Below are 12,948 nucleotides of genomic sequence, written 5' to 3' on the forward strand. Positions count from 1 at the left end.
ACTCCGACGTTGCCCCTCATCCGCTGTGCCCGCCCGGAGGTCAGAAAACTGTGTCGTCCAAGCCGCCTTTCACGCACCTTCACGTCCACACCCAGTACTCGCTGCTGGACGGTGCCGCGCGGCTCAAGGACATGTTCGAGGCCTGCAACGACATGGGCATGTCCCATATCGCGATGACGGACCACGGCAACCTGCACGGCGCGTACGACTTCTTCCATTCGGCCGCCAAGGCGAATGTGACACCGATCATCGGCATCGAGGCGTACGTCGCTCCGGAGTCGCGCAAGCACAAGCGGAAGATCCAGTGGGGCCAGCCGCACCAGAAGCGGGACGACGTCTCCGGTTCGGGTGGTTACACCCACAAGACGATCTGGGCGTCGAACGCCAAGGGGCTGCACAACCTCTTCAAGCTGTCCTCCGACGCCTACGCCGAGGGCTGGCTCCAGAAGTGGCCGCGCATGGACAAGGAGACCATCTCCCAGTGGTCCGAGGGCCTGATCGCGTCCACCGGGTGCCCCTCGGGCGAGGTGCAGACCCGGCTGCGGCTCGGACAGTTCGACGAGGCCGTCCAGGCGGCCTCCGACTACAAGGACATCTTCGGCGAGGGCAAGTACTTCCTGGAGCTGATGGACCACGGCATCGAGATCGAGCGCCGGGTCCGTGACGGGCTCCTCGAAATCGGCAAGAAGCTGAACATCCCGCCGCTCGTGACGAACGACTCGCACTACACCTACGCCAGCGAGGCGACCGCGCACGATGCGCTGCTCTGCATCCAGACCGGCAAGAACCTCTCCGACCCGGACCGCTTCCGCTTCGACGGCACCGGCTACTACCTCAAGACGACGGACGAGATGTACGCCGTCGACTCCTCGGACGCCTGGCAGGAGGGCTGCGCCAACACCCTGCTGGTCGCGCAGCAGATCGACACCACCGGGATGTTCGAGAAGCGCGACCTGATGCCGAAGTTCGACATCCCGGACGGCTTCACGGAGATCACCTGGTTCCAGGAGGAGGTCCGGGTCGGGATGAACCGCCGCTTCCCGGGCGGGGTCCCCGAGGACCGGCAGAAGCAGGTCGAGTACGAGATGGACATCATCATCCAGATGGGGTTCCCGGGGTACTTCCTGGTCGTCGCCGACTTCATCATGTGGGCCAAGAACAACGGCATCGCGGTCGGCCCCGGCCGAGGCTCCGCCGCCGGTTCGATCGTCTCGTACGCGATGGGCATCACCGACCTCGACCCGATCGAGCACGGACTGATCTTCGAGCGCTTCCTCAACCCCGAGCGCGTCTCCATGCCCGATGTCGACATCGACTTCGACGAGCGCAGGCGCGTCGAGGTGATCAGGTACGTCACCGAGAAGTACGGCGCCGACAAGGTCGCCATGATCGGCACCTACGGCAAGATCAAGGCCAAGAACGCGATCAAGGACTCGGCCCGCGTCCTCGGCTACCCGTACGCGATGGGCGACCGGCTCACCAAGGCCATGCCCGCCGACGTCCTCGGCAAGGGCATCGACCTCAACGGCATCACGGACCCCAAGCACCCGCGCTACAGCGAGGCCGGCGAGATCCGGGGGATGTACGAGAACGAGCCGGACGTCCAGAAGGTCATCGACACCGCCAAGGGCGTCGAGGGCCTGGTCCGGCAGATGGGCGTGCACGCCGCGGGCGTCATCATGTCCAGCGAGCCGATCGTCGACCACGCGCCGATCTGGGTGCGGCACACCGACGGCGTGACGATCACCCAGTGGGACTACCCCCAGTGCGAGTCGCTCGGCCTGCTCAAGATGGACTTCCTGGGCCTGCGCAACCTGACGATCATGGACGACGCCATCAAGATGGTGAAGGCCAACAAGGGCATCGACCTGGAGATGCTCGCCCTGCCGCTGGACGACCCCAAGACGTACGAACTGCTCTGCCGGGGCGACACGCTCGGCGTGTTCCAGTTCGACGGCGGGCCGATGCGCTCCCTGCTGCGCCAGATGCAGCCCGACAACTTCGAGGACATCTCCGCCGTCTCGGCCCTGTACCGGCCGGGACCGATGGGCATGAACTCGCACACGAACTACGCCGAGCGCAAGAACGCCCGCCAGGAGATCACTCCGATCCACCCGGAGCTGGAGGAGCCGCTCAAGGAGGTCCTCGGCCTCACCTACGGCCTGATCGTGTACCAGGAGCAGGTGCAGAAGGCCGCCCAGATCGTCGCCGGGTACTCGCTCGGCGAGGCCGACATCCTGCGCCGCGTGATGGGCAAGAAGAAGGCCGACGAGCTGGCGAAGAACTTCGTCCTGTTCGAGGCCGGCGCCAAGAAGAACGGCTTCTCCGACGCCGCGATCAAGGCGCTGTGGGACGTGCTGGTCCCGTTCGCCGGATACGCCTTCAACAAGGCGCACTCCTCCGCGTACGGCCTGGTCACCTACTGGACCGGATACCTGAAGGCGAACTACCCCGCCGAGTACATGGCGGCGCTGCTCACCTCGGTCAAGGACGACAAGGACAAGTCGGCGGTCTACCTCAACGAGTGCCGCCGCATGGGCATCAAGGTGCTCCCGCCGAACGTCAACGAGTCGGAGTCGAACTTCGCCGCACAGGGCGACGACGTCATCCTCTTCGGGTTGACGGCCATCCGTAACGTCGGCCAGAACGTCGTCGACTCGATCATCCGGTGCCGCAAGGCGAAGGGGAAGTACAGCAGCTTCCCGGACTTCCTCGACAAGGTCGAGGCCGTCGTCTGCAACAAGCGGACCGTGGAGTCGCTCATCAAGGCCGGCGCCTTCGACGAGATGGGCCACACCCGCAAGGGCCTCGTCGCCCACCACGAGCCCATGATCGACAACGTGGTGCAGGTCAAGCGCAAGGAGGCCGAGGGGCAGTTCGACCTCTTCGGCGGCGGTGAGGAGGACAGCGACGAGCCGGGCTTCGGGCTCGACGTGGAGTTCTCCGACATCGAGTGGGAGAAGTCCTACCTGCTGGCCCAGGAGCGCGAGATGCTCGGGCTCTACGTCTCCGACCATCCGCTCTTCGGCATCGAGCACGTGCTGAGCGACAAGTCCGACGCGGCGATCTCGCAGCTCACCGGCGGCGAGCACAGCGACGGCGCGATCGTCACCATCGGCGGCATCATCTCCGGCCTCCAGCGCAAGATGACCAAGCAGGGCAACGCCTGGGCCATCGCCACCGTCGAGGACCTGGCCGGTTCGATCGAGTGCATGTTCTTCCCGGCCACCTACCAGCTGGTCTCCACCCAGCTCGTCGAGGACACCGTCGTCTTCGTCAAGGGGCGGCTTGACAAGCGCGAGGACGTGCCCCGGCTGGTCGCCATGGAGATGCAGGTCCCCGACATCTCGAACGCGGGCACCAACGCCCCCGTGGTCCTGACGATCCCCACCGTCAAGATCACCCCGCCCATGGTCAGCCGGCTCGGCGAGGTGCTCAACAGCCACCGGGGCGACACCGAGGTGCGGATCAGGCTCCAGGGCCCCCGCAAGACCACGGTCCTCCGGCTCGACCGGCACCGGGTGAAGGCCGACCCGGCGCTCTTCGGCGACCTGAAGGTGCTGCTCGGCCCGTCCTGCCTGGCCGGCTGAGCGATCGTCCGTACACGCACGGGAGGGGCGCCCCGCGACAGCGGGTGCGCCCCTCCCGGCTACCGGCCTGTGGCCGTACCGGAGGAGTCCGGTCAGTTGTGGCCGAAGCGCCGCTGATGCTTACGCGCAACATCGGCAGGGCTGCCCTGGGACTGTGCCTGGGGCTGGTTCTGCGACTCGAAAGCCGTGGAACGTGCCTCCTGCGCACCGCGCTCCGACTCGGAGGCGCGATCCTGCTGGCTGCCCTGCTTGCGGTTCTTGTTCTTGGCCATGGTGTTCCTCCTATAAGGACTCTCGGGGCCAGGACCGCTGTCAGATTCACATAATCGGATAAACCCCGCATGTTGGATCATTACCGTGCGTAGCGAGGGGGTATGATGCGCCGTTTTCCGGATCCGCCACGCCGATGATCGAGTTCCGGCCGTCAACCCTCGCGCGGTCGGGCAGACTCGAAGGAAACCCTGAGTAAGCGGATCCGTGCCTTCAGCCGAGACCGGACCCGCTGGACCCGTTCCCGAATTCCTGGAAGAGGGTGGAACGCGTGGACCGTTGCGTCGTCCTGGTGGACGCCGGCTACTTGCTGGGCGCAGCCGCGAGTCTGCTGGCCGGAGAGCCCGCCCGTTCCCGCATCACCGTCGACCACGCGGCCCTGATCCAGGGCCTGCGGGAGCGGGCCGAAGCCGATACGGAACAGCCCCTGCTGCGGATCTACTGGTTCGACGGCGCCCCCGACCGCGTACCGCAGCCCGAACACCGCAGACTGCGCGTCATGCCGCGGGTGACGGTCCGGCTGGGCGCCCTGACGCGCAGTGACGGGCGGTGGGCGCAGAAGGGCGTCGACGCGGCGATGCACGCCGAACTCACCGAACTCGCCAGGAACCGGGCCTGCTCGGACGTCGTCCTGGTGACCGGCGACGGGGATCTGCTGCCGGGCCTGATGTCCGCCAAGGAGCACGGCGTCGCCGTCCACCTCTGGGCCGTCCAGGCCGCCGACGGCGACTACAACCAGTCCGAGGACCTGGTCGCCGAGGCCGACGAGCGGCGCGTGCTGGACCGGGCCTGGATCACCCGGGCCGTACAGGCCAAGGAGACCGGCGGCCCGTGCGCCCCGCCGCCCGCCCCGCGCAATCCCGAGATCGCCGCGATCCTCTCCGCGCCCCTGCCCGAGGCGGCCCTCGCGGCTTCCGCCGAGCGGGCCTCCCAGGCCCAGGCCGAAGCCGCCGCCCACAACGGGACGGCCGCGCCGCCCGACGAGGGCACCGGCCACAGCGCGCACGGCCACGGCAGCCGGGGCGTCCCCACCCCGAAGGACCTCGCCGGCACCCTGCGCGGCCCCGCCCAGGCCGACCGCCAGCACCCCGCCCCGCCGCCCGGCGGCGCGACCCTGCGCTGGTCCTCCGACCGGGGCTGGGTGGAGCGCGGCGGCCCCCTCGGCGAACCGCCCGAAACCGCCTCGCTGCCCACGCTCGCCCAGCTCACCAGCGCCGAGCAGCGCTGGGCGGACCGGGAGGAGGACATCACCACGGTCGGCGGCGACCCCTTCGAAGTGGGCCAGGTCTTCGCCCGGCGCTGGATGGAACGCCTGCCGGAGACCGTCCACCTGCAGAAGCTGTCCACGATGTACCCCCGCATCCCGCACCGCATCGACGGCGAACTCCTGCGGTACGCCGCCCGCTTCGGGCTGCTCGCCCACAAGGACGACCAGATCGACGAGCACGACCGGTACGCGATCCGGGCGGGATTCTGGCGCGAGATCGACGTACGGGCCGCGGCGGAGCATCCCCCGGCGGGCGAGAAGCACCCCACGCCGGCTTCCGCTGCCGGGAAACCCGGGCATGCGGCGTCGTCCGGGGACTGAGCCCGCATCGGTACCCGAGGCACTCAACCCGGTCGCTCTTTGCGGCGTTGATGTCCGATCGGTGCGGCCCCGGGCGTAATGCGGGTGCCCGGACCCCGTACCCTCGTACCTCGTGAGTACGGGCACAGCACAGGCGCAGTCGGCGAACGGCACCGTGTGCGCGGTGCGTGATCTGGTCAAGACCTACCCCGCGGCCCGGGGCCGGCGCGGCACCCCCGCCACACCCGAGGTGCGTGCCACCGACGGCGTCAGCCTGGACATCCGGCGCGGCGAGATCTTCGGCCTGCTCGGCCCCAACGGTGCCGGCAAATCCACCCTCGTACGACAGCTCACCGGACTGATGCGGCCCGACTCGGGCAGCGTCGACATGCTGGGCCACGACCTCGTCCGCCACCCGGAACGGGCCTCCCGGCTGATCGGCTACCTCGGGCAGGAGTCGACCGCGCTCGACGAGCTGACCGTCGGGCTCGCCGCCGAGACCACCGGACGGCTGCGCGGCCTGCCGGTGCGCGAGGCACGTGCCGAACGCGACGCGGTGCTCGGCGAGCTCGGCCTCGGCGAACTCGCCGGCCGTCCCCTGAAGAAGCTCTCCGGCGGCCAGCGACGGCTCGCCTGTGTCGCGGCCGCGCTGGTAGGGGAGCGGCCGGTACTCATCCTCGACGAGCCCACGACCGGCATGGACCCCGTCGCGCGGCGTGCCGTCTGGGCCGCCGTCGACCGGCGGCGCGCCGAACGCGGTGCCACCGTGCTGCTGGTCACCCACAACGTCATCGAGGCCGAGACCGTCCTCGACCGCGTCGCCGTCATGGAACGCGGCAAGGTCATCGCCTGCGACACCCCGGCCGGGCTCAAGGAACGGGTCGCGGGCGAGGTCCGGGTGGAGCTGATGTGGCGCGAGCGGGCGCCGCTGGACGTGCCCGAGGTCGCCGCGCTCCGGGCGTCCGCGCAGGAGTCCGGGCGCCGCTGGGTGCTGCGGCTCGGGCCCGACGAGGCGCGCGCGGCGGTCGCCGCCGTGACCGGTGGCGCGGCCTTCGCCGCACTCGACGACTTCACCCTGGCGACGCCCAGCCTGGAGGACGTCTATCTGGCGCTCGGCGGGGACGCGGCCAAGGGACTGGTGAAGGCATGACGCGATGCCGGATCAGCGCGGTGGCCACAGTGGCCGAAACGGACCGGTGCGGGTGTGCGGCCGGGCAGGGACCGAACAGGAGCAGCGCCAGGTGACGAGCATCGTTCCTGCGGAAGCGGTGTCCGGCCACGCCGGACAGACGGGCCGGACGGGGCAGAGAGAGCCCCACGGCCTGCCCGGTCCGGCCGGTGACGACAACGGCGCACCGGGTCCCTCGCCCGCGCCGCTGGCGCCGCGCGCCCGGCTCTTCCCCTCGCTCGCCGCGGTCTACCGGGCCCAGCTGTCCCGGGCCCGCGTCGCCCGCATCCCGTTGCTCTTCGTGGCGACCTTCCAGTCCGTCGGGATCATGGTCCTGATGCGCGGGGTCGTCGACGGGGGCTCCGAGGCCCGTGCCGTGGTGGCCGGATCCAGCGTCCTGGTCGTCGCCTTCGTCGCGCTGAACCTGCTCGCCCAGTACTTCGGGCAGCTGCGGGCCGGCGGCGGGCTAGACCACTACGCCACCCTGCCGGTGCCGCCCGCCGCCGTGGTACTCGGCGCGGCCGGGGCGTACGCCTCCTTCACCGTGCCCGGCACGATCGTGACGGCCGTGACCGGCAGCATGCTGTTCGGGCTGCCGATGACCCACCTGTGGGTGCTCATCGCCGTCATCCCGCTCTCCGGGGCGGCCCTCGCCGGACTCGGTGCCGCCCTCGGGCTGCTCGCGCCGAGGCAGGAACTCGCCACCCTGCTGGGACAGCTCGGCATGTCCGCGGCGCTGCTGCTGGGCGTGCTGCCCGCGGCCCGGCTGCCGGAGCCGATCGTCTGGGCGCGCGACCTGCTGCCCTCCACCTACGGTGTCGAGGCGCTCTCCCGGTCCTTCGACGCCCACCCCGACTGGGCCGTCGTCGCCCTCGACCTCGCCGTCTGCGCCGTCGTGGGCGTCCTCTCGCTCGCCGTGGCGACCTGGGCGTACCGCAGGGCAGCGGTCCGGTGAGGCGCGCCACAGGCACGCCTGGCACGATGGCACGGTGACAGCACCTCTGACGCCGCCGCACCAGCCCTCGCCCCACGACCCGTGGCAGAAGCCGCCGGAAGGGGCCGGTTCAGGCGGCTCCCACCTCGGAACCCCGTTGCGGTCGCCGGAGGAGGGGGAACTCCGTACGGAACTGCGCCGGGCGGCGCTCGTCGCCGTCGCCGTGACGGTCGCAGGTCTCGCGCTCGGGCTGCTCTGGCTGTGGCTGGCGCCGCGCGTTCCGCTGGTCTCCGACGACACGGCCGTCTTCCTCAGCGACAGCGAGGGCGAGGAGGCGATCGGCGCCGACGGCACGTTCGCGCTGCTCGCGCTGGCGTTCGGTGCGGTGTCGGCGGGGCTGGCCTTCTGGTTCCACCGGAAGGGCGGGATCGCGCTCGTGGTGGCGCTCGCGGTGGGCGGCGTACTCGGCTCGCTCGTGGCGTGGCAGCTCGGTACCCGGCTGGGACCGACCGACGACGTGGTCGCCCACGCGCGCGAGGTCGGCAAGGGCGTGATCTTCGACGCACCGCTGGAGCTGCACGCGAAGGGGGCGTTGCTGGCGTGGTCGCTGGCGGCGATGGCCGTGCATCTGGGGTTGACGGCGGTGTTCGGGCCTCGGGATCCGGAGCCGGAGTGGGGGGTGTATCACGCGGGGCCTGTGGGGGGTGGGCCGTATGGGCCCGCGCCGTCCGGGGCCGGGCCGTCGCCGTCCGGGTCCGCGCCGTCCGGGCCTGCGCCCGCGCCGTCGCCTTCGCCCGAGGAGGGGCCGCCGCAGCCCGGTCCGTCTGCGTGAGCGGGGCCGCTGCGCGGGGCCTTTCCCCTACCCGCCCCTTCCCGTAACCGGGGCTCCGCCCCGGACCCCGGTCCTCAAGCGTCGGGCGGGCTGGTGTGGTCCTCGGCGTCGGGCGGGCCGGGGTGTGGCCCTCGGCGTCGGACGGGCTGGTGTGGTCCTCCGGCGTGGGGCGGGCTGGGTGTGGTCCTCCGGCGTCGGCCAGGCTGGGTGTCGTGCTCCGTGCGTCGGATGCGCAGCATGGATGTCGTCCCGGGCACAACCCAGCCCGTCCGGCGTTTGAGGACGGAACCCTGGCGGCGGGGATCGGTGCCTGCTGGTGCGGCGGTTGCCGGAGGGGCTGGAGTCGGCTGGTCGGGGCGCAGGCCGCGTTCGGGTGCGGCGGTTACCGGACGGGGCTAGCTCCGGCCGATCGGGGCGAAGACCGCGTCCGTCAGGGCGGCCAGGTCCGTGGGGGACAGTTCGACCTCCAGGCCGCGGCGGCCCGCCGATACGCAGATCGTCGGGTGGGACCGCGCCGACGCGTCCAGCACCGTGGGCAGCCGCTTGCGCTGGCCCAGGGGCGAGATGCCGCCCCGGACGTAGCCCGTGGTGCGCTCCGCCGCCGCCGGGTCCGCCATGGTGGCGCGCTTGCCGCCCGCCGCTGTGGCCAGGGCCTTGAGGTCCAGGGAGCCCGCCACGGGGACGACGGCGACCGTCAGCCGGCCGTCCACGTCGGCCACCAGGGTCTTGAACACCCGGTCGGGGGAGACGCCGAGCGCCTCGGCGGCCTCCTCGCCGTAGGAGGCCGACGCGGGGTCGTGCTCGTACGCGTGCACCGTGAACTCCGTGCCCGCCGCGGTCAGTGCGACCGTCGCGGGGGTACCGCCGGACTGGGGCTGCTTCTTCGGCTTCTTCGCCACGGGCGAGTGGCCCTCCGCTCGCTCAGTTGGGGTGGGTCGGGGCGCGGGTGAGTTCCACGGCCGGCAGCGACGGGAGGTGGCGGATGACGGCGGTCTCGGAGCGCAGGATCGTCAGCTCCTCGCGGAGCCGGGTCGCGGTGTCCGGCGCCTGGAGCAGCCGCTGCTTGGCGGGGACGTCGAGGACCGCGGCGGCGGCCACCAGGTAGGAGACGACCGACGGCTCGCCGGGCAGGTCCGCGCCCGTGGTGAGGGAACGCTCGCTCGCGCCCGCCAGCCGCTTCTGGTAGCTGCGGAAGGCCCGCAGGACCCCCTCGGTGAGTGCCTCCGCCTCCTCGCCCGGATCCTCGTCCAGTTCTTCGAGTTCGGCGGTCAGATACGGGCCGCTCGCGTCCACGGACAGGAGCCTCACGCGGTTGGTGCCGGTCGCCAGGACCTCGAAGCTGCCGTCCGAACGCTCCCGGATCTTCGCCGCGTCGGCGATACAGCCGACCCGGTGGAACGTCTGGACCGGGTCGGGTCCGAAGCCGTCCCCCGGACCGCGCTCGACGGGCACCGTCATGGCGTCCGGCATGCCCGAACCCGTCGGGGCGGTCTCGCGGCCGTCGCGGATCGCGACCACGGCGAAGCGGCGCGGTTCGTCCTCATCGGTCTTCAGCAGCTCACGCATCATGGCGCGATAACGCTCCTCGAAGACGTTCAGCGGCAGCACAAGGCCGGGAAACAGCACCGCGTTCAGCGGGAACAGAGGCAGGCGAGCGGTGGTCACAACGGTCAAGCGTAATGGCCGCGCGCCCGTCCCCGGTCGGCCCGGTGGCCGAGCGGCGTCCGGGAGGCCACCTTGAGCCGTACTCCGTCCCGTGCGTCGAGGAAACTGCCGAGCGGATCGTCGGACACCGAGGCCCACGGGAACGACGCAGCGTGGGGTCCGATCTGCCGGAACTGTTCCAGCGCCTCGCCCCAGCGGCCCCGCGCCACCAGCACGTACACGAGCAGATTGCGCACCTCGGCCGGCCACGGGTCGCCCGGTGCGAACGCGCCGGACAGCGAGATCGCCAGATCCGCCGCGGCATCGATCCGCTCCTCCTGCACCGAGGTGAAACGGGCGCCCGGACCTTCGGTCAGCACCGCGAAGGCGGCCCGCAGGGGCAGCGCCTGCACCAGGGAACTGGGCAGCGAGTCCTCGGCGGCCCGCTCGGCGAAGTCGAAGCACTCGCGGTGCGAGCCGTACCAGGCGGCGGAGAGGTACTGGAGGGCGGCGACATGGCAGCCGTAGTGGTGCGTGGAGCGCTGTATGGCCTGCTCCCACAGCGCCTCGAACGTCGTGTGCGTGGCATGCGTGCCGCGGGCGTGGTCCAGCGCGAGGCGCCAGGGCACCGGATCGCGCGGATCACTCTCCGCGGCCGCCGTGATCATCGGCCCGACCGCGCGCAGCTGCTCGGCGCGGGCCGGTGACTCCCAGGCCCGCTCGACCGCGAGCTGGGCCTTGACGAGAATCGCGTCGCAGTCGCGCGGAGCGACGGCCAGCCAGTCGCGGAGCCAGCCGTCCCGGTTGCGGGCGAAGGCGACGAGCCGGTTCAGATAGCGGTCCCGGCTCTCCCACTCGGCGGCATCCCGCGTCGTCGCCAGCAGCTTCGCCGCCGGCTCGTACTCCCCGAGGGCGGCGGCCACCAGCGCGGGCGAGAGCCGCTCGTCGGGGGCGTCGAGCATCACCGCATGGTCGGCGGGCAACCCGGTGGACAGCTCCGGGGTGTGCCGGATCACGCGCGCGGTACGGAGCAGAGCGCGGAGGAAAGGCATGGTGCAGACCATTGAAAAGCGCTGGTCGGGGCGGGCGCCAGAGAGGCGCTGTGAAGCTTTGGTGCCGAGTGGATGGGTTGCCCTGGCCGGGGCCAAGAAAGAGTAAAGGAAATCGCGGAATCTGGCCTGTTCCTGTTGTTCCGGGTGAGAACGATCGGTGGTGCGTCCGAAGCCCGAGCGCATCTGTTCGGACGCTGCCGGGCCCCGTCGGGCCCGTCAGCACACGGCGCGCGGCCCGGATGCCGTCGGGCAGACCGCGCGCGCCGGTCAGCCGCGGCGCAGCAGCCGTGAGGCACCGGCCGCGACGGTGGTGGCCAGTATCCATCCGAGCATGATGAGGGCCGCCGCGATCCACTGCCAGTCGCCCTCGATCCGCCAGTAGCCGTCCTGGCCGAGGTCGATCACCGGCACCAGCAGATCCAGCGCGTACAGCGCGGGGTTCCACTCGGGATGCTCGCTGCCCTTGAGCGAGGCCGGTTCGTACCGTGAGAAGGCCACCGTGCCCGCCGCCCACAGCACCGCCATCCAGACCGCGGCCCGCCCCGGCCGGTAGCCGTACGCCACCGTCCAGTCCTGGACGAAGCCCCAGAGCTTCGCGGCGGGCGGCAGCGTCTCGCGCCGGCGCCGCTGCTTGGCGAGCAGCACCTCGCGGGCGTCCGCGTCCTCCCCGCTGCCGCGGAGCACGGCGGCCAGCCGTTCGTACGGCTCCGGCACGTACTCGGGGGTCGCCGCCGCCACCCACTCCAGCCGGCGGGAGAGCGGGAAGTGCCCGTACGGGACGAGGTTCTCGTACACGAAACCGCCCATGGCCAGCCCGCCCGGGCCCGGCCAGCTGGTCGACACGTCGATCAGGGTGACGACCTTCGCCCCGTTGAGCACCACCCGTCCCTGCGCCGGGCGCTCCGGGTTGAAGCGCAGTTCCGGAGCGACTATGCGGCGCAGCGACAGCTCCTCGTGGCCCGCCAGCACGAACACGGCCTTGTGCAGATCGACCGCGTCACCGAAGCGCCCGTCGTCCAGCCGTACCCCGCCCCGGCACCGGAAGACCTGCGGACGGGTGCCGCGGGCCGGTGTCGGGGAGTTGGTGATGCCGTACGGGGGAGTGGTGCCCTGGTTGCCCGTGTCCACGCTGACCCAGGCCTCGCTCATGTACAGCGTCCGCTCCACGCTCAGCTGCGGGGCGTTCAGTGCCCGGCGGCCCTGCGTCGCCCGCAGCCGGCTCCCGCGCAGGCTCAGTGAACCGCCCACCTTCGCCCCGCGCAGACTCAGCTCGCCGAGCGTCTCGATCATCTCGGCCTGAAGGTCCTGGGCGACCGTGAGCCCGTCTCCGATGAGGGCCCGCCCCTGCCGGTCGGGGCCGATGTCGATCTGGCTGATCAGCAGGTCCGTGCCGATCTGGGCGTCCGTGAGCCGGATCCCGCGCTCCACCCGGCAGCGCGGCAGGTGGAGGTCGCCCTCGGTGCGCAGCCGGGCCGCCTCCAGCCGCGGGATCGCACACCCGACCAGCCGCAGCGTGGTGAAGTGGCACTCGGGAAGCAGCACCTCCTCCTCGAAGCGGCAGCCCGTCATCTCCACGTACGGATCGACGCGCCCGCCCGCCAGATCGAGCCTGCCCGTGATGAGCAGCCCCCGGAGCTTCAGCGCCGCCACCCGGCCCGGCCGGGCCTGTGGACCGCTCAGCAGCAGCCGGGCGACGACCCGGGCCGCCACGCTGCGTTCGGGGCCCCAGACGTGTGGGGCGAAGGGATCGTCGCGCACCCCGTCACGGGCGCGCAGGTCGTAGGTGGTCCCGGTCCTGAAGGACTGCCACATGCCCAGCTCTGCGGCGCTGAGGCCGTCCGGAAACTCCCCGTCGTGCGGTTCGGTCACCGACGCTCCTTCCGCTCGGAGC

General features: G+C 71.4%; 10 protein-coding genes. 5 read left to right on the forward strand and 5 right to left on the reverse strand.

Annotated features, from left to right (window positions below; all coding sequences use genetic code 11):
- Positions 1 to 50 precede the first annotated feature (50 nt).
- On the forward strand, positions 51 to 3,590 hold the full coding sequence (gene dnaE, locus OG959_RS29270; protein ID WP_326663287.1) for a DNA polymerase III subunit alpha: 3,540 nt from the start codon (positions 51 to 53) through the stop codon (positions 3,588 to 3,590).
- A 92-nt stretch (positions 3,591 to 3,682) separates the two neighbouring features.
- Here dnaE and OG959_RS29275 read toward each other — a convergent pair whose 3' ends face one another.
- A complete protein-coding gene (locus OG959_RS29275; RefSeq protein ID WP_148017758.1) occupies positions 3,683 to 3,862 on the reverse strand; it encodes a hypothetical protein in 180 nt (59 codons plus the stop codon).
- 260 nt (positions 3,863 to 4,122) lie between these two features.
- On the opposite strand from OG959_RS29275, the gene OG959_RS29280 reads away from it, so the two are divergent.
- The 4 genes from OG959_RS29280 (at position 4,123) to OG959_RS29295 (ending at position 8,361) form a co-directional block, all read left to right on the forward strand.
- The gene (locus tag OG959_RS29280; protein ID WP_326663289.1) at positions 4,123 to 5,448 is read left to right on the forward strand and encodes an NYN domain-containing protein; all 1,326 of its coding nucleotides are present in this window, start codon (positions 4,123 to 4,125) and stop codon (positions 5,446 to 5,448) included.
- Between the two features lie 154 nt (positions 5,449 to 5,602).
- Positions 5,603 to 6,577: an ABC transporter ATP-binding protein gene (locus tag OG959_RS29285; protein ID WP_326666676.1), complete on the forward strand. Its 975-nt coding sequence runs from the start codon at positions 5,603 to 5,605 to the stop codon at positions 6,575 to 6,577.
- A 91-nt stretch (positions 6,578 to 6,668) separates the two neighbouring features.
- The gene (locus tag OG959_RS29290) at positions 6,669 to 7,550 is read left to right on the forward strand and encodes an ABC transporter permease (protein ID WP_326663290.1); all 882 of its coding nucleotides are present in this window, start codon (positions 6,669 to 6,671) and stop codon (positions 7,548 to 7,550) included.
- 34 nt (positions 7,551 to 7,584) lie between these two features.
- The gene (locus OG959_RS29295; protein WP_326663291.1) at positions 7,585 to 8,361 is read left to right on the forward strand and encodes an ABC transporter permease; all 777 of its coding nucleotides are present in this window, start codon (positions 7,585 to 7,587) and stop codon (positions 8,359 to 8,361) included.
- Between the two features lie 395 nt (positions 8,362 to 8,756).
- Here OG959_RS29295 and ybaK read toward each other — a convergent pair whose 3' ends face one another.
- The 4 genes from ybaK to OG959_RS29315 form a co-directional block, all read right to left on the reverse strand.
- Complete coding sequence (gene ybaK / locus OG959_RS29300; protein WP_326663292.1) at positions 8,757 to 9,260, reverse strand: Cys-tRNA(Pro) deacylase; 504 nt, start codon at positions 9,258 to 9,260, stop codon at positions 8,757 to 8,759.
- 22 nt (positions 9,261 to 9,282) lie between these two features.
- Positions 9,283 to 10,026 carry an LON peptidase substrate-binding domain-containing protein gene (locus OG959_RS29305; protein ID WP_326663294.1) on the reverse strand — a complete coding sequence of 248 codons (744 nt, stop codon included), beginning with the start codon at positions 10,024 to 10,026 and terminating at the stop codon, positions 9,283 to 9,285.
- Between the two features lie 5 nt (positions 10,027 to 10,031).
- Positions 10,032 to 11,069, reverse strand: coding sequence for a hypothetical protein (locus OG959_RS29310; RefSeq protein ID WP_326663296.1), 1,038 nt, complete (start codon positions 11,067 to 11,069; stop codon positions 10,032 to 10,034).
- Between the two features lie 255 nt (positions 11,070 to 11,324).
- Positions 11,325 to 12,926: an oxidoreductase gene (locus OG959_RS29315; RefSeq protein WP_326663297.1), complete on the reverse strand. Its 1,602-nt coding sequence runs from the start codon at positions 12,924 to 12,926 to the stop codon at positions 11,325 to 11,327.
- Positions 12,927 to 12,948: the final 22 nt, after the last annotated feature.

The organism is Streptomyces sp. NBC_00385 (assembly GCF_035917155.1).
Classification (GTDB): domain Bacteria; phylum Actinomycetota; class Actinomycetes; order Streptomycetales; family Streptomycetaceae; genus Streptomyces; species Streptomyces poriferorum.

What these genes read in the sequence shown, in the direction of transcription:
- OG959_RS29275 (WP_148017758.1), bottom strand. Translation starts at nt 3,862, where the DNA reads ATGGCCAAGAACAAGAACCGCAAGCAGGGCAGCCAGCAGGATCGCGCC.
- OG959_RS29310 (WP_326663296.1), bottom strand. Translation starts at nt 11,069, where the DNA reads ATGGTCTGCACCATGCCTTTCCTCCGCGCTCTGCTCCGTACCGCGCGC.